Genomic DNA, 16,128 nt, shown 5'->3' with positions numbered 1-16,128 from the left:
ACCGGTTTACTCACTATAACGCTGTGAAATTAAAAAGCGCGTTATTTGCGCTAAAATTGTGCGCTTTTGCGCCATTTTGGGACGTTGTTAACACATTTGTATTGAATCGCGCGCCACCCATTCCACCGGCAGGCGGGTTTCGGCGGGCACGGCGAGGTCGTCATTCAGAATGCGCAACATGATGTGAACCGCCGTGCGGCCCAGTTCCCGCGCGGGCTGGCGGATGGTAGAAATGCGCGGTTGGGTAAAGTCGGCATAGGTCGCGTCATCAAAGCCCACCAGCGACAGCGCCTCAGGGGCTGTGAGTCCGCGTGCGCGCAGGCCATCCAGCAGTCCTAGCACCAGATAATCACTGGCGGCAAAGACAGCGGTAGGGCGCTCATCGCAGCTGAACAGCCGTTCCAGCGCCTGCTCACCGAATTCACGCTGGTATTCGCCGTACATCACCCATTCGGGCGGCACGTGCAGGCCCGCCTGCGTCATCGCGGTGCAAAAGCCCTGATAGCGTTCGCGCACACTCATCAGCTCATCCGGCCCGCCGACAAAGGCGATATGGCGGTGACCGGCGGCGATCAGGTTTTCGGTGGCAATCCGGCCGCCCTGTACGTTATCGGCAAAGACCTTGGGCACCATGCTGCCGGGAATGTCTTCATCCAGCAGTACGATGCGCTGGTGGCGGTTAATTTCTTTGCGTAACAGGCCGTTATCAGGATGGTTAGTGGTAAACAGCAGGCCATCCACCTGGCAGGTATCCAGCCAGCGAATAAACTGGCTCTCTTTGTCAGGATGGTTGCGGGTGAGGCACAGCACCAGGCTGTAGCCGTGTGCCGAGGCGGCTTCTTCGGCGGCATCGGCCAGTTCGGCAAAGAAGGGGTTGGTAATATCGGGCAAGACCAGCCCTAAGGTTTCGCTGCCGCCCTTGCTCAGACGGCGTGCCAGGCTGTTACCGCGATAATCCAGTTGACGAATCGCTGCTTCAATCCGGTCGATGGTTTCCTGCGGCAGCATAATGCTTTGATTCATATAGCGGGATACGGTCGCTTTTGACAGCCCGGCCAGCGCTGCGACGTCGGATAACAACACCCGTTTTTTACTCATATCTTCTGCCATCTTGCCCGGAATCGGCTATCAGTAACACAGTTACGCGCAGCGAATACAGTGTTTTCCCTGACCGCTGACGATAAAATAATCGCTTGACAAAATTTTGCCGGAAGCGAATGGTAGAGACAGTTTACCGCATGACCCGGGAGTCACTCCCAAACCCGATTAATCCCTTTCACAAGTTCACCATAATGGACGGCGAACAGAAAGTCGGTTATTCAGGTCCTGGCTGAATCAGCCATTCAGACGATATTTGCCCGCCAACAATAATCCCTCTGCATTACGATGCGGAGATCGACTGGTTATCGCACATTCCCGACGAGGAATTTTATGATGATGGCATTTAACACCAGAAAACTGCGCGTGGTTGCGCTGGCTACCGGCTTACTGTCTGCGGGTTCGTTATTTTCACTGGCGCACGCCGCCACGACGTATGCGCTGGTTCAGATTAATCAGCAGGCCCTGTTTTTTAATCAGATGAATCAGGGCGCACAGGAAGCCGCGAAAGCCAGCGGTAAAAATTTAGTAATCTTTAACGCCAACGATAATCCCGTATCGCAAAACGACGCGATCGAAAATTATATTCAGCAGGGCGTGAAGGGCATTATGGTGGACGCGATTGACGTCAACGGCATTATGCCTGCTATTAAAGAAGCGGCCGCCGCCAAAATACCGGTCATTGCGATTGATGCGGTATTACCGGCGGGCCCACAGGCGGCACAGGTGGGCGTGGATAACCTGGAAGGCGGCAAAATTATTGGTAAATATTTTGTCGACTACGTGGCGAAAAATATGGGCGGCAAAGCGCGACTGGGCATTGTGGGCGCGCTGAACTCAGCCGTGCAGAACCAGCGTCAAAAAGGGTTTGAAGAAACCATTAAAAGTCATCCAGGCATCACCGTCACGGATGTGGTTGATGGCCAGAACGTGCAGGATACGGCGATGACGGCGGCAGAAAACCTGATCACCGGCAACCCGGATTTAACCGCCATCTACGCGACCGGCGAACCGGCCCTGCTGGGCGCGATTGCGGCGGTGGAAAACCAGGGCCGCCAGAAAGACATCAAAGTCTTTGGCTGGGATCTGACCTCTAAAGCTATCAGCGGCATTGATGGCGGGTATGTCACGGCTGTCCTGCAACAGGACCCGAAAAAGATGGGTGAAGAGGCGGTGAAGGCTCTGAACGCGATTACCGCAGGCAAAACCGTGTCGAAAACCATTCTGGTGCCGGCCACAGTAGTGACCAAAGCTAACGTGGACAGCTATCGCGCGATGTTTAAATAACCGCTGACTCGCCGCCTGCCTGGAGCAGCGCGGCGAGCTCCTCTGCGGTGGGAAAGGCCTGACGTGTGCCATGCCGACTGACGGTCAGCGCGGCAGCCTTACTGGCATGAGTAAGTGCTAACTTATCAATCTCGCCCCCACGGAGGAGTGCGGATGCCAGCATCACGGCAAGAAAGGTATCGCCTGCACCGGTGGTATCCACGGCACTGGCGACCTGCGCCGGGCAAAACGTCCGCTGCTCGCCCTGAATCAGCCAGGCCCCGGCGCTGCCGTGAGTAACCACTAACGTTTTAACGGCGCCGGGCGCTAACTGTTGGGCTTCATGCTGATTCACTACCGCGATATCCACCTGCGGCCAGCACGCGCGAAAACCGGCGTGCACCGGCGAGGGGTTAAAGACGGTGATCAGACCAAGGGATTTCGCCAGGCTGAACAGCGCGTGGGTTTTCCCGGGCGAGAAATTACCCTGCTGAACCAGCAGATCGCCCGGACGCGCGCCGGTAAGATGGTGACTGAGCGTCGCGATATCCAGCGCCTCAGCCGCCGCTGTACTGGTAATAATGGCGTTATCGCCGTCGGCGCTGTTTAAAATAAGTGAAGTATCGCTCAGGGCCGCAACAGGCTGTGCAGGCAGTAACGTCACCGGCTCGTTTATAAGCTGCTGACGGATCCAGTTTCCTTTACTGTCATGACCGGTCGCGGCAAGTAAAACCGTCTCAATGCCGCAGCGGGATAATACGATCGCCTGATTCGCACCTTTACCGCCGATATCCTGCGAACGGTGATAACCATGCACAGAGGCGCCCTTAGCCGGAATATCCGTGACAGACCAGGTTTCATCGACAGTAATATTACCAGCCACATAAACACGCATAGTGTTTTCCTGAACAGGATAAAGACGCGATGGTTGCTATATCAGCAGAAAAAAATGACGCAATACAAGCGATATTTTCCCGCCCCAAAGCCGTTATTGGCGTGATTCACTGTGACCCGTTTCCGGGCTCGCCAAAATATCGCGGCAAATCCGTCAGCGCGATCATTGAGCGCGCCTTACGCGATGCCGAAAACTATATTCTCGGCGGTGTTCACGGCCTGATCGTGGAAAACCATGGCGATATTCCCTTTTCAAAACCCGAGGATATTGGCCCGGAAACGCCGGCATTAATGGCGGTAATTACGGAAAAAGTGCGCGAACGTTTTGGCGTACCGCTGGGTATTAACGTGCTGGCGAATGCCGCGCTGCCTGCCTTTGCCACCGCGCTGGCGGGCGGGGCGGATTTTATCCGCGTCAACCAGTGGGCGAATGCCTACATCGCCAACGAAGGCTTTATTGAAGGGGCCGCCGCCAAAGCGCTGCGCTACCGCAGCCAGCTACGTGCCGAACATATTCGGGTGTTTGCCGACAGCCACGTTAAACACGGCAGCCATGCGATAGTCGCCGACCGCTCCATTCAGGAACTGACCCGCGACGTTGATTTCTTTGAAGCCGACGCGGTTATCGCCACCGGACAGCGTACCGGCGACAGCGCCACGCTGGACGAAATCGACGAGATCCGCGCCGCCACCGCCTTACCGCTGCTGGTGGGTTCGGGCGTCACGCCCGCCAATGTCTGCCAGATTCTGGGGCGCACCCAGGGCGTGATTGTGGCCAGTGCGCTCAAGGTGGACGGCGTCTGGTGGAATGATGTGGATCGGGACAGGGTAAAACAGTTTATGGCCGTGGCGCAGGCGGCGCTGGATCAGGCATAACCGCCGTTTATTCTCTGGCGCAGACAACAAAAAACCCCGCGGGTGAGGCGAGGTTTTTTGTTTACGTCAGCACGATTGCGTGCGGTGCACATCATGCATTATCAACGTTTTGAACTATACGAATTAATCCGGCATGGTGCAAGCAGGTGATGCTTTATTGTACGCTCTGACTGGATTGGTTTGAGGCTTCGCTCGCAATCATTGTATTTTTCTGTTTATTTATACAGTGTTTTTGTTATGCTTTTCCAGGTTGATGTTGATGTGCTCTGAGGCCGCACCGTGCTGTGAAAGATGCGTTTCATGACTGACAAGTCCTGGCTGCAACGGGTGGTGCCGTCAGTGCCTTAACCTCCAGGGGCACATCATGCATTATCAACCTAATCAGCCTGTTACAGGCAGCGGAAAGGTACGCAGGCTGTAAGTGCTCCTGACCACAGGAGCCAGCGTATGAGATGGATAGAAATCGCCCGCGTATTTCTGAAGCTCATGGTTGCACTACTGCAACTGCTTGAAATTATCGTGAAGTCCTTCAGGTAAATCACGTTCAGGCCGCACCTAAGGGAGGTGATGTTTACCTCCCTTTAATCATGTCGTTGAATTAAGCAGAACAGGGCAGTGTTAAATCAGGCCAGCCAGCCTTTCACCACCGGCAGCAGCGCCGGAATCTGCGACAGCAAATACAGCACCAGCCCGATGGTGCCGCCTACCAGCGTGCCGTTGATGCGGATAAACTGCAGATCCTTACCGATATTCAGCTCGATCTGCTGCGACATATCGCGCGCATCCCAGCTTTTCACCGTGTCGCTGATATGGCGCGTCAGGAACGCTGCGAACTCCGGCGCGACGCTGCGGGCGGCGTCTTCCAGATGCTGATTCATCGAGCTGCGCAGCCCTTCATCAGCGGCCAGGGTTTCGCCCAGCCACAGCGCCGCCTGACGGACCTTGTCCTGCACTTTTGACGCCTCGCTGTTGAGATCCGCTTTCAGCCAGTCGCGCAGATCGCCCCACAGCTCGCCGATATAGCGGTTCAGCGTAGGATCGTCTTTCAGCCAGCCTTTAATCACCTCGGCGCGTTCCGCCATTTCCGGATCGTTTTTCAGCTTCTCAATCAGGCGATCTACCGCGCGGTTAAAGCCCAGCCGCAGTTCATGGCCCTGATCCAGCGCCACATCATCCAGCAGCGAATCCACCGCATTCGCCACCAGTTCTGCGCTGTGCTCGCCCAGCCACTCGGTCGGTAACATTTTGGCCTTGATGGGATGCTCGCGCTTCAGCCAGCGCACCAGCTGGTTAGCAATAAATTCCCGGGTACTGGGTTTATCCAGCAGCCGCAGCAGCTGATCGACCGCGGCATCCAGCAGCTCCTGATGGCGGTTATTTTTGGTCAGGCTTTCCAGCATCAGCGCACCGGTCTGGCTGAGATCCACCTTGTCGATCGCCTTGTGCACCGCCCGGCGCATAAAGTGCTGGATGCGTGCGTCATCCGTCAGATCGAGAAAGCCGCGCATCACCTGCAACAGATGACGACCGACCCGATCGGCGTTGTCCGGCACGCTCAGCCAGCTTGCCAGCATCTGCGACGGATCGTGGCGGCGGATCAGATTCAGCAGCGAATCGGTATCCAGAAATTTTTCCTGCACAAAGCGGCCCAGATTCTCACCGATGCGATTTTTATTGCGCGGAATGATGGCCGTATGACGGGCAATAAACGGCACCGGCACGCGGCGAAACAGCGCCACCACCGCAAACCAGTCGGCCAGCGCCCCGACCATCGCGGCTTCGGCAATGGCTTTGATACCGCTGACGTAGAAGTTGGGCGGCAGAAACAGCGTGACAACAAAAGTGATGGCGGCCAGCAGCAGCAGCGAGAGCGCCAGGCGTTTGGTCCGTTTTAATTCGCGTTGTTTATCCATATCCTGATCTTAGCAGCTTGCCTGCTGAGTAAGTCAACGTTGCCCGATGCAGGCCGAAAAGCGCAGTTAAGTCTGGTACTAAACCGCTCTGTCTTAACATGTCGGGCGATGTGCTGATCAGACTGTTCCTAAAAACTAATAACATTAAAAATTACCACTCTTATAAACAGTTACAGCAGTGTACATTTCGGGAGCAGTCTCCGTACGTTGACGCACCCTATCCATGGAACCAGACCAGGAGAATTCACGTGAAAGCAATCGCAACGGCAACCGCAAGTCTGTTGATGTTAATGAGTGGCATCGGCGCGCACGCAGAAGGGCTGACCACCTCTGCCGATGGAAAAAATCTGACCGTCAGCTTCGGAAAGCCCACCATTAAGCAGGTCCTGCATTACCGTAAAATGTACGACAAAAAACCCTTCCCCGATGCCGAAATTTATTACTACGACAACGGCACCTATAAAATCATCTCGCAGGGGGAAAACCATTACGGCGTGTACGTGATGCAGGGCAAGTTCGATGATGAGACCTTCACGGTGCGCTTTATCTCGCTGCCGTCCACCGACTGGGGTAACAAGACCGCCTTCCATCAGCTGACCTTTGTGCGCGGCGATAAGCAGAACGTGTTTATCCAGAACGCGATTGTCGATACCGGCGAGGCGATTGCCCAGCAGAACGGCACCTACACGCAGGAAAAGAACACCGTCACCAACCCGGTGTCTACCAGCTGGAAACACAAGTAGCGTTAAGGTGGCAGCCAGGCTGCCACCAACCTTTAGCGACGGCGACCGCCAAACAGGCTGCCCAGCACGCCGCGAATAATCTGGTTAGTAATCTGTCGTCCCGCGCTTTTTGCCATGGTTTGCACCACGCCATCCCGCTTGCCGCCACGCGGACCGGTGCTGCCAAACAGGATGTCTTTTAATCCCCCCAGAATACCGTCATCGACGGCCACGGCATTGCCTTTGGCTTCGGGCGCATTGGCCTTGTCACTCGCGGCCTGCACGCCCTGTTGCAGACGTTCGTAAGCCGATTCCCGATCGATTTCCGTGTCGTATTTGCCCGACAGCGGAGAATGGTTGATCAGTCCGTTGCGCTCGTCCGTGTTCACCGGCCCCATGCGTGAGCCGGGAGCGATCACCATCGCCCGTTCCACCACCGACGGGCTGCCTTTGGCATCCAGAAAGGAGATCAGCGCTTCGCCGGTGCCCAGCGCCTGGATCGCCTCTGCGGTCGTAAAGGCCGGATTGGCGCGCAGGGTTTCGGCGGCGGTTTTTACCGCTTTCTGATCGCGCGGCGTAAAAGCGCGCAGCGCATGCTGCACCCGGTTGCCTAACTGGCCCAGCACCGTATCCGGAATGTCCGCCGGATTCTGCGTCACGAACCAGATCCCTACGCCTTTGGATCGGATCAGGCGGATCACCTGCTCAATCTTCTCCAGCAGCACCGGCGGCGCATCGTTAAACAGCAGGTGCGCCTCGTCAAAGAAGAACACCAGCTTCGGTTTGTCCAGATCGCCCGCTTCCGGCAGGTATTCATACAGTTCTGACAGCATCCACAGCAGGCTGGTCGCATATAGCTTTGGCATTTGATACAGCTTCTCGGCCGACAGGATGTTAATGATGCCCTTGCCGTCGCTGTCGACGCGCATCCAGTCGCTAATTTCCAGCATCGGCTCGCCAAAGAAGTGCTCCGCGCCTTGTTCTTCCAGCGCCAGCAGCCCGCGCTGGATCGCACCCACCGAGGCGCTGTTGATATTGCCGTACTGCGTCTGAAAGCTTTTCGCGTTATCGCCGATGTACTGCGTCATGGCGCGCAGGTCTTTAAAATCCAGCAGCAGCAGGCCCTGATCGTCGGCGATGCGGAAGATGATCTGCAGCACGCCGCTCTGTACCTCGTTCAGGTTCAGCAGCCGTGCCAGCATCAGCGGGCCCAGATCCGACACGGTCGCGCGCACCGGATGGCCTTTATCCGCAAAAATGTCCCACAGCACCACCGGATTGCGCTGCGGTTGCCAGTCGGTCACGCCGATGCTGGCCAGTCGCGCCTGCAGCTTCTCGCTGCTCTGGCCTGCCATCGCCACACCGGTCAGATCGCCTTTCACATCCGCCATAAATACCGGCACGCCAATCGACGAAAAGGATTCCGCCAGCTTTTGCAGCGTCACGGTTTTTCCCGTGCCGGTCGCACCGGTGATCAGACCGTGGCGGTTTGCCATCTGCGGCAGCAAATGCAGCTGAACGTCAGGGGTTTGGGCGATAAGCAGGGGATCGGTCATAGCGCAGTACTCACAAATAGTCAGTCATGCGTCAAGCATAGCCAGCGGAGCGGCAGCCGTCAGTAAAGTTTGCGTGCTGCCGCCCGGAAATTTACTTTTGCACCTCTTCAAAATTCAGCAGCGTCACGCCAATGCCCTGTTGCGCATGCGTTACGTTCTTGCGCAGCGCGACCTGTACCTCGCCCTGCAGCATCACCACGTAAGGCGAGTTCTGCTGAAGCTGCTGTTGCAGCGAGACGTAATCGGCCCGGCGCTTCGCGGCATCGCTTTCTCCGGCGGCTTTGCGGGTCAGGGCGCTCAGCTCTGGAATATCCCAGCCCACGCGCCAGGCCAGCGTTTTGCTGCCGTTTGGCACGTTATAGGCGAAGGTACTGGCGTTAGTGTTCGGGTCGATATAGTCCGCGCCCCAGTAGGTGAAGATGGATTCGAACTGACGGCTGCGCATCTTGCTCCACAGCTCGGATTCCGCCACCGGCTGGATATCCAGATTCACGTCCGCCTTGGCAAAGCTCGACTGCAGCGCCTGGGCAATATCGATATACGGCGGCTGATTCACCACCGACAGCGCGATATGCGCGCCGGGCTTAATGCCGCCTTTGGCTAAAATCGCTTTGGCCTTCTCGACATCGTAGTGGAACGGTTTGGTCTCCAGCGCGCCGTCAAAGCCCTGCGGCAGGAAGCTCTGGTGCACACGATATTGCCCCTTCAGCAGCTGATTCGCCAGGCTGTCGTAGTCCACCAGCCAGCGCGCTGCCTGCCATAAGGCCGGATTACCCAGCGCAGGCTGCTGCGTGCTTTTGGTGTTAAAGCCCAGGTAGTAGATCAGGCTGGAGGGAAAGGCCGCGATGTGCACGTCAGGATCGCTTTTCAGCGAGGCCAGCTGATCCGGCCCCAACTGGTAGGCCGCATCCACATCGCCCTGCTGGATCAACAGCCGACGGGTGCCCGGATCGGCCACGCCTTTCAGCAGCACCCGTTTCAGGTGCGCTTTCTGGGTGCTGTTGGGATTGACCTCCAGCACCAGCGCCTGCAGGGGCACGAACTGTTTGATCGCATAGGCCGCGCTGCCCGCCGAGTGGGTTTTCAGCCAGCTGTTGCCGTAGTCATTACTGGCGGCATGCGACTGCGCCAGCTTGCTGTCGACAATGGAGGAGACCGGCGCGGTCAACAGGCGCAGGGCCAGATCCTGCCCGATTTGTGCCGGCCAGCGCAGTTCCAGCTGATGATCGTTGATGACGGTGAACTGCTGGTCGATGTTCTCCGGTGTCCAGCCAAATTCACTCAGGATAAATGAGGGCGCTTTGTTCAGCTTCACCGCGCGGGTAAAGGAGAACACCACGTCCTTCGCCGTCAACGGGTTACCGCTGGCAAAACGCGCCTGCGGATTCAGGTCAAACACCAGACTGTTTGGGGTTTTACCCGGCTGCCAGCGCAGCGCCGCCAGCGGGGACAGCTTCTGCGGATCCTGATGGTCCGGCTCCAGTAACGTCTGGTAGATGTTGCGCAGGCTGCTGTTGCTGACGGTTTCAAAGCTTTCCGCCGGGTCAAAGCTGATAATGCCGTCCAGCGGCACGGCGACCACGAACGTATCTTTCGGCGTTGCCGCTTGGGCGGCTGAGGAGAGAGCAAGGGCGGTAAGCAGGAGCAGCGGTTTGCGCATGGCGGTTATCCTTAATGATTGATAACCCTACTGTAACCCGCGCCAGAGCAGGTCAAAATGCCGGTTTGTTCTGAGCTTTGCCAGTTTCGTCTTAGCTGATAAGCCGCCCGTTAAGGGCGGCTCAGATCGTCAGTGGAAGGTGTGAATCACTTCCAGCACGCCGTTAATAATGAACTGCACGCCCATGCACACCAGCAGAAAGCCCATCAGACGCGAGATCGCCTCGATGCCGCCTTTGCCCACCAGGCGCATGATCGCCCCTGAACTGCGCAGGGAAATCCATAAAATCACGCTCACCACCAGGAACGTCAGCACCGGCGCGACGTTAATGACCCAGGCCGGAAAATCCACCCCGCTGCGCACGGTAGACGCCGAGGAGATGATCATCGCTATCGTCCCCGGCCCGGCGGTGCTGGGCATCGCCAGCGGCACAAAGGCGATGTTCACCGGCTCCTGCGCGGTTTCCAGCTCATCGTGCTTGTGTTTGGCTTCGACCGAATGGCCCACCGGCTTCGCCGGAAACAGCATCCGAAAACCTATAAATGCCACGATCAGTCCGCCCGCGATGCGCAGCCCCGGAATGGAGATGCCGAACGTGTGCAGCACCGCGCTGCCCGCGTACCAGGCCACCATCATGATAGCGAACACATAGATGCTCGCCTGCAGGGCCTGACGGTTGCGCTCACGAAAATTCATCTCACCGGCCAGGCCCAAAAACAGCGCCACAGTGGTGAGCGGGTTGGCGAGCGGCAGGATTACCACCAGTCCCAACCCGACAGCTTTGATTAACTCCAGCATGCCTTATTCCGCTTAGTGTTTAGGCCGTTCCAGCGCTTCCAGCAGCTCCGGGAAGAAGTCTTGCAGGATTTCCGGCGTCATCAGCTCCGGGTACTGCATCAGGTGCTCGCGGATGCGTTCGTTCACGTCCGGGATCAGGCGCTGTGCCGCATCGCTGGCGCTGATTTTGTGCTTCTTCATGCTGCGCAGCAGGTCGGCGGGCAGGTTGTCTTCGTCTTCATTGTCTTCCACCATCTCCAGCGCATCCAGCTCATCGAACATTTCCATCAACGCTTCAGTTTGAGGCGTGCGGGATTCATATTCGCGCGGATGCTCTTCGGCCATGTAGCGCAGCATCAGGCGCATCGGCGTGCCATCCGGGGACTTAGGTGGTTCGGCGGCGAACCAGGTCAGCAGCTGGTGGATGGTGACCTGATGGACGTGATAACCGTTATCCACCAGTTCGTCGGCCAGCAGCTCAGCGCTTTCGTTTTCAATCAGGCAGATATGCGTGCGGTTGGGATCGTACTCTTCGAGCCACTGGTAGATCTCTTCGATCACGCCGTCGTCGTACTCGAACTTTTTGTTTACATAGCTCCCTTCTGACGCATTTACGCAGGCTGTGATCAGGTCTGGATCAAAGTAAATTGCGATGTTGATACCTTTCATGCGTGCCGTCCTGTTCAAATCCAAAACATCACTATAACGCTCAACGCATTAGGAAGGAAAACTTATGACTTAACGTGTTGCGATACAAGATGATACAGACAGCGGGCGTGGGACTGACAGGCGGTAAACAGGCGGAAGAGAAGGGCGAAAAACCTGCCAGCGCGGGGCTGGCAGGCGACGGTCAGGAGATAAAGTTTTTACCCTGCTTCAGCACCACATCGCAGGCTTTGGTTTTGAGCTTCTCGCCCATCGGCGAGTTGCTGAGGCTTTGCAGGTTCAGTTGCTGGCCATTGCCGGTGTTCAGCAGCCCGGCTACGCCCTGGGTGTAATCCGGTTTCTGCGCCTGTGCCGCCGTGGTGTTCAGGCCCAGTTTGCTCAGCACCTGGTCTTTTACCGACTGCACGTTGTTTTTCACCACGTTGTGCTCCACGCAGTACTGCATCACGCCGGCGGCATTGGTCATACTGTTGGCGCTCATGGCTTTGTCGTTGCTGTTCAGCAGGCTGGTAATGGAGGACATCGACAGCCCGCCGTTCTGCTGACCTGCTGTACCGTTGTTTTGCTGGCTGAGCTGGTTGGCGGCACTGCTCAGTTGATCCTGCCAGCTTGCGGCTGACGCATTGCCCGCCAGCAGCAGGGCTGCCAGGGCGCAGGCGATATGGCGCTTTTTCATTTCGACCTCGGTTGGGTTTTGTGCTTCATGTTGCTAAGAGGCGGTGCGGATGAGAAAGTTCCGACGGAAAGGTGAGGGGAAGGCGGTTTGGGAGGATTCTGGGGGCGGCGCAGGGCCGGTTTACCGGGTTCCGTGTGTTTTTTCGCCGCTTAGCGCACATCACAGCGGAATAGAGTTGCGCGCCGGGCACGTAACGGTATAATCGCCAACGTTTTCCGCATCCTCTTCAGTGCCGAAGTGGCGAAATCGGTAGACGCAGTTGATTCAAAATCAACCATCGAAAGATGTGCCGGTTCGAGTCCGGCCTTCGGCACCATCGGAACATCAATAGACGTCAACGGACGTCTTTTTTTGTGCCTGAAATCCGCGCCACACAAGGCTTTCCGCGATTTTCCTTTCAATAGAAGTCAATCTGAGTCAACCCACATCAAGTCGCTTGTGAGTATAGAACCGAGTATATATGCTGGTTCGATAATGGTTGTATACTCACAGCGGCACATGGAAGGAGAACTTTTATGGCTCTGACAGATACTAAAGTGCGTTCTGCAAAACCGCAGGAAAAGGAGTACACCCTTGTCGATGGGGATGGCATGTTTTTGCTTATTCACCCTAACGGCTCAAAATATTGGCGGTTCCGTTTTCGCTTTGGGGGTAAGCAGCACCTGATGGCGTTTGGGGTTTACCCTGAAACGTCACTGGCTGATGCTCGTCAAAAAAGGGAAGAGGCCAGAAAGCTTGTTGCTGCTGGAATCGATCCTCGCGAATACAAACGTGCTGTGAAAGAAGAACAGACGAAAGAAGCTATCACCTTTGAGTCAGTTGCCAGAGCTTGGCATGCAACTAACAAGAAATGGTCAGAGGATCACAGTCGGAGGGTATTGAAGAGTTTGGAAGACAATCTATTCGCCGCGATTGGCAAGCGTAGTATTGAAGAGCTAAAGACTCGCGACCTGCTTGCACCCATTAAAGTTGTAGAATGTAGTGGTTTACTAAATTTGGCCACCTGAACAGAGGTGATATGCTCATCTCAGAACATGACAGGTGCCTTAATGAAAAAAAGAATTTTCAGCGCAGAATTTAAACGCGAATCCGCTCAACTCGTTGTTGATCAAAACTACACTGTTGCTGATGCGGCCAGTGCTATGGATGTAGGTCTCTCCACAATGACCCGATGGGTAAAACAGTTGCGTGATGAACGCCGGGGCAATACGCCAAAAGCTTCCCCGATTACCCCGGAACAAATCGAAATACGTGAACTGAAGAAAAAACTGCAACGTGTTGAAATGGAAAATGAAATATTAAAAAAGGCTACCGCGCTCTTGATGTCAGACTCCCTGAACAGTTCTCGTTAATCGGAAACCTCAGAGCGCATTATCCTGTGGCCACACTCTGCCACGTGTTTGGGGTTCATCGCAGCAGCTACAAATACTGGAAAAACCGTCCTGAAAAGCCAGACGGCAGACGGGCTGTATTACGCAGCAAGGTTCTGGAACTGCATAACATCAGTCATGGTTCTGCTGGCGCAAGAAGCATCGCGGCCATGGCAACGCAGAGAGGCTTGCCGATGGGGCGATGGCTTGCTGGCACGCTCATGAGAGAACTGGGACTTGTGAGTTGTCAACAACCGACTCATCGTTATAAGCGCTGTGGCCATGAACACATCGCCATCCCGAATCATCTTGAGCGGCAGTTTGCAGTGACAGCGCCTAATCAGGTGTGGTGCGGCGACGTGACTTATATCTGGGCCGGAACACGTTGGGCATACCTTGCCGTTGTTCTCGACCTGTTCGCGAGAAAACCGGTGGGTTGGGCAATGTCGTTCTCTCCGGACAGCAGGCTAACTATCAAAGCGCTGAAAATAGCGTGGGAAACTCGCGGCAAGCCAGAAGGTGTGATGTTCCACAGCGATCAAGGCAGTCATTATACGAGCAGGCAGTTCCGGCAGTTACTGTGGAGATACCGGATCAGGCAAAGCATGAGTCGGCGCGGGAACTGCTGGGATAACAGCCCAATGGAGCGGTTCTTCCGAAGCCTGAAAAATGAGTGGGTTTCAGTGACGGGATACATGAACTTCAGTGAGGCCTCTCATGCGATCACAGATTACATCGTGGGTTATTACAGCACGTTCAGGCCGCATGAATATAACGGTGGATTGCCACCAAACGAATCAGAAAGTCGATACTGGAAAAACTCTAAAGTGGTGGCCAGTTTTTGTTGACCACTACAGAAGCAACAGGCCGCCTTGAAATTGCTTCGCGTCTTCAGCAACGAACAACCGCCATCATGCGGTATGCCGTCCAAAGTGGCTTGATTGATTACAACCCAGCCCAAGAAATGGCTGGCGCAGTAGCTTCCACTAACCGTGTCCATCGCCCTGCACTTGAGCTGAAACGCCTACCTGAACTGCTCCACCGAATTGACGGTTACACGGGGCGCCCTTTGACCCGCTTGGCTGTTGAGCTAACCTTGTTAATCTTCATTCGTTCCAGTGAATTGCGCTTTGCCCGCTGGTCTGAGATCGATTTCGATACGGCAATGTGTGACCTGCTCCCCGTTGATTAACACACCGCGATGTTAGTAATGTCTTCATAAGCCACATGAGGACATCCCCATGAAGAAGCGTTTTTCCGACGAACAGATCATCAGTATCCTCCGCGAAGCTGAAGCCGGGGTTTCTGCCCGTGAACTCTGCCGCAAGCACGCCATTTCCGATGCCACCTTTTACACCTGGCGTAAGAAGTATGGCGGTATGGAGGTGCCCGAGGTTAAGCGGCTGAAGTCGCTTGAGGAAGAGAACGCCAGGCTCAAGAAGCTGCTTGCCGAAGCCATGCTGGATAAGGAGGCGCTTCAGGTGGCTCTGGGGCGAAAGTACTGACGACAGACCAGAAGCGGCAAGCCGTGATGTTGATGTGTGATGTGACCGGTCTGTCGCAACGTCGTGCCTGCAGGCTGACAGGTTTGTCCCTGTCGACCTGCCGCTACGAGGCTCTGCGTCCGGCGGCTGATGCGCATTTATCAGAGCGCATCACTGAGCTGGCACTGGAGCGCAGGCGTTTTGGCTACCGCCGCATCTGGCAGTTACTGCGCCGTGAAGGCCTTCATGTTAATCACAAGCGCGTGTACCGCCTTTATCATCTGAGAGGGCTGGGCGTAAAACGCAGACGGCGTCGTAAAGGGCTGGCAACAGAACGTCTGCCGCTGCTCCGCCCGGCGGCGCCCAACCTGACCTGGTCGATGGATTTTGTCATGGACGCGCTCGCCACCGGTCGCAGGCTCAAGTGCCTGACCTGTGTGGACGACTTCACGAAGGAATGCCTGACGGTCACTGTTGCCTTTGGGATTTCAGGCGTGCAGGTGACACACATTCTGGACAGCATTGCGCTGTTTCGAGGCTATCCGGCGACGATAAGAACTGACCAGGGGCCGGAGTTCACCTGCCGCGCACTGGATCAATGGGCTTTTGAGCATGGTGTTGAGTTGCGCTTAATCCAGCCGGGCAAGCCAACGCAGAACGGATTTATTGAGAGCTTTAACGGACGCTTTCGCGATGAATGTCTGAATGAGCACTGGTTCAGCGATATCGTTCACGCCAGGAAAGTCATTAATGACTGGCGGCAGGATTATAACGAGTGTCGTCCACATTCAGCACTAAATTATCAGACGCCATCAGAGTTTGCAGCACGATGGCGGAATGGAAAATGTGAAGGTAAACAAACCGACATTACTAACTGATGGTTGTATCTAATACTGGGGGCAGGTCACTGTAGATAAGCATCGTAGAATTCGCTTGTAATCATTTAGCAGGATTATTCCCGATTTACCAGCGATATCCTCCCAGCGACAACCTGCTGGGAGTGGGTGTTCCTTGATGATGCCGGCTGCAGTATTCTCATGAGCCATTTTTATGAATAGTAGAAACACTAATTCAGTCACATAATCACTGTAACTAATACCATCGTCACGTAAGACATCACAAAGGTTCCAGAGTTTTTGTACGATATCATTGTTAGTCATAATGTGCTCA

General features: G+C 55.6%; 14 protein-coding genes, 1 tRNA gene and 2 pseudogenes. 8 read left to right on the top strand and 9 right to left on the bottom strand.

The genetic code is table 11. The features are described 5' to 3' along the window. Positions 1 to 87: 87 nt before the first annotated feature. Positions 88 to 1,110: a LacI family DNA-binding transcriptional regulator gene (locus C1N58_RS15310; protein ID WP_054688220.1), complete on the bottom strand. Its 1,023-nt coding sequence runs from the start codon at positions 1,108 to 1,110 to the stop codon at positions 88 to 90. Positions 1,111 to 1,434: 324 nt separating this feature from the next. On the opposite strand from C1N58_RS15310, the gene C1N58_RS15305 reads away from it, so the two are divergent. Then, complete coding sequence (locus tag C1N58_RS15305) at positions 1,435 to 2,385, top strand: ABC transporter substrate-binding protein (protein ID WP_394564892.1); 951 nt, start codon at positions 1,435 to 1,437, stop codon at positions 2,383 to 2,385. On the opposite strand, the gene C1N58_RS15300 is transcribed toward C1N58_RS15305, so the two are convergent. After that, on the bottom strand, positions 2,378 to 3,259 hold the full coding sequence (locus tag C1N58_RS15300; protein WP_394564309.1) for a PfkB family carbohydrate kinase: 882 nt from the start codon (positions 3,257 to 3,259) through the stop codon (positions 2,378 to 2,380). The two genes, C1N58_RS15305 and C1N58_RS15300, sit on opposite strands and share 8 nt — an antisense overlap. Positions 3,260 to 3,288: 29 nt before the next feature. Here C1N58_RS15300 and C1N58_RS15295 point away from each other — a divergent pair, with 29 nt between their 5' ends. Then, the gene (locus C1N58_RS15295; protein ID WP_205953989.1) at positions 3,289 to 4,134 is read left to right on the top strand and encodes a BtpA/SgcQ family protein; all 846 of its coding nucleotides are present in this window, start codon (positions 3,289 to 3,291) and stop codon (positions 4,132 to 4,134) included. A 623-nt stretch (positions 4,135 to 4,757) separates the two neighbouring features. Here C1N58_RS15295 and C1N58_RS15290 read toward each other — a convergent pair. After that, positions 4,758 to 6,047, bottom strand: a complete 1,290-nt coding sequence (locus tag C1N58_RS15290) for a DUF445 domain-containing protein (RefSeq protein ID WP_205952555.1) — start codon at positions 6,045 to 6,047, stop codon at positions 4,758 to 4,760. 248 nt (positions 6,048 to 6,295) lie between these two features. On the opposite strand from C1N58_RS15290, the gene C1N58_RS15285 reads away from it, so the two are divergent. Then, positions 6,296 to 6,790: a hypothetical protein gene (locus tag C1N58_RS15285; protein ID WP_006121814.1), complete on the top strand. Its 495-nt coding sequence runs from the start codon at positions 6,296 to 6,298 to the stop codon at positions 6,788 to 6,790. Positions 6,791 to 6,822: 32 nt separating this feature from the next. On the opposite strand, the gene C1N58_RS15280 is transcribed toward C1N58_RS15285, so the two are convergent. The 5 genes from C1N58_RS15280 to C1N58_RS15260 form a co-directional block, all read right to left on the bottom strand. Next, complete coding sequence (locus C1N58_RS15280; protein ID WP_394564308.1) at positions 6,823 to 8,325, bottom strand: helicase HerA-like C-terminal domain-containing protein; 1,503 nt, start codon at positions 8,323 to 8,325, stop codon at positions 6,823 to 6,825. A gap of 91 nt (positions 8,326 to 8,416) precedes the next feature. After that, complete coding sequence (locus C1N58_RS15275; RefSeq protein ID WP_394551020.1) at positions 8,417 to 9,985, bottom strand: ABC transporter substrate-binding protein; 1,569 nt, start codon at positions 9,983 to 9,985, stop codon at positions 8,417 to 8,419. Positions 9,986 to 10,114: 129 nt separating this feature from the next. Next, positions 10,115 to 10,783, bottom strand: a complete 669-nt coding sequence (locus C1N58_RS15270) for a MarC family NAAT transporter (RefSeq protein ID WP_054634575.1) — start codon at positions 10,781 to 10,783, stop codon at positions 10,115 to 10,117. A gap of 12 nt (positions 10,784 to 10,795) precedes the next feature. Next, the gene (locus C1N58_RS15265; protein WP_006121820.1) at positions 10,796 to 11,431 is read right to left on the bottom strand and encodes a hypothetical protein; all 636 of its coding nucleotides are present in this window, start codon (positions 11,429 to 11,431) and stop codon (positions 10,796 to 10,798) included. A gap of 181 nt (positions 11,432 to 11,612) precedes the next feature. Beyond that, positions 11,613 to 12,104: a DUF2501 domain-containing protein gene (locus C1N58_RS15260; protein WP_394551017.1), complete on the bottom strand. Its 492-nt coding sequence runs from the start codon at positions 12,102 to 12,104 to the stop codon at positions 11,613 to 11,615. A gap of 231 nt (positions 12,105 to 12,335) precedes the next feature. Between C1N58_RS15260 and C1N58_RS15255 the strand changes: the two genes are divergently transcribed. The 5 genes and pseudogenes from C1N58_RS15255 (at position 12,336) to C1N58_RS15235 (ending at position 15,836) form a co-directional block, all read left to right on the top strand. Further along, positions 12,336 to 12,420, top strand: a tRNA-Leu gene (locus tag C1N58_RS15255). A gap of 199 nt (positions 12,421 to 12,619) precedes the next feature. Continuing rightward, a pseudogene (locus C1N58_RS15250) lies at positions 12,620 to 13,108 on the top strand (tyrosine-type recombinase/integrase); the annotation flags it as partial. Between the two features lie 45 nt (positions 13,109 to 13,153). After that, a protein-coding gene (locus tag C1N58_RS15245; RefSeq protein ID WP_394551015.1) for an IS3 family transposase occupies positions 13,154 to 14,322 on the top strand; the annotation gives its coding sequence in 2 pieces (ribosomal slippage) (positions 13,154 to 13,403 and positions 13,403 to 14,322; 1,170 coding nt in all). A gap of 8 nt (positions 14,323 to 14,330) precedes the next feature. Further along, positions 14,331 to 14,657: pseudogene (locus tag C1N58_RS15240) on the top strand (tyrosine-type recombinase/integrase); the annotation flags it as partial. A gap of 58 nt (positions 14,658 to 14,715) precedes the next feature. Then, positions 14,716 to 15,836 (top strand): IS3 family transposase gene (locus C1N58_RS15235; protein WP_394551013.1). Its coding sequence is split into 2 segments (ribosomal slippage): positions 14,716 to 14,974 and positions 14,974 to 15,836, totalling 1,122 coding nucleotides; the frame shifts between segments, so codons are not numbered across the junction. 9 nt (positions 15,837 to 15,845) lie between these two features. Here C1N58_RS15235 and C1N58_RS15230 read toward each other — a convergent pair. Next, positions 15,846 to 16,118, bottom strand: a complete 273-nt coding sequence (locus tag C1N58_RS15230; RefSeq protein ID WP_394564307.1) for a type I restriction-modification system subunit M N-terminal domain-containing protein — start codon at positions 16,116 to 16,118, stop codon at positions 15,846 to 15,848. Positions 16,119 to 16,128: the final 10 nt, after the last annotated feature.

It is taken from the genome of Pantoea sp. SGAir0180, assembly GCF_043546245.1.
Note: the sequence above shows the minus strand (reverse complement) of the source record. Positions and strands in the feature narration are given on the sequence as shown.

Excerpts from the sequence above, each read along its gene's own strand:
- C1N58_RS15310 (WP_054688220.1), bottom strand. The coding sequence starts at position 1,110 with ATGGCAGAAGATATGAGTAAAAAACGGGTGTTGTTATCCGACGTCGCA.
- C1N58_RS15305 (WP_394564892.1), top strand. The coding sequence starts at position 1,435 with ATGATGGCATTTAACACCAGAAAACTGCGCGTGGTTGCGCTGGCTACC.
- C1N58_RS15300 (WP_394564309.1), bottom strand. The coding sequence starts at position 3,259 with ATGCGTGTTTATGTGGCTGGTAATATTACTGTCGATGAAACCTGGTCT.
- C1N58_RS15295 (WP_205953989.1), top strand. The coding sequence starts at position 3,289 with ATGGTTGCTATATCAGCAGAAAAAAATGACGCAATACAAGCGATATTT.
- C1N58_RS15290 (WP_205952555.1), bottom strand. The coding sequence starts at position 6,047 with ATGGATAAACAACGCGAATTAAAACGGACCAAACGCCTGGCGCTCTCG.
- C1N58_RS15280 (WP_394564308.1), bottom strand. The coding sequence starts at position 8,325 with ATGACCGATCCCCTGCTTATCGCCCAAACCCCTGACGTTCAGCTGCAT.
- C1N58_RS15275 (WP_394551020.1), bottom strand. The coding sequence starts at position 9,985 with ATGCGCAAACCGCTGCTCCTGCTTACCGCCCTTGCTCTCTCCTCAGCC.
- C1N58_RS15270 (WP_054634575.1), bottom strand. The coding sequence starts at position 10,783 with ATGCTGGAGTTAATCAAAGCTGTCGGGTTGGGACTGGTGGTAATCCTG.
- C1N58_RS15265 (WP_006121820.1), bottom strand. The coding sequence starts at position 11,431 with ATGAAAGGTATCAACATCGCAATTTACTTTGATCCAGACCTGATCACA.
- C1N58_RS15260 (WP_394551017.1), bottom strand. The coding sequence starts at position 12,104 with ATGAAAAAGCGCCATATCGCCTGCGCCCTGGCAGCCCTGCTGCTGGCG.
- C1N58_RS15230 (WP_394564307.1), bottom strand. The coding sequence starts at position 16,118 with ATGACTAACAATGATATCGTACAAAAACTCTGGAACCTTTGTGATGTC.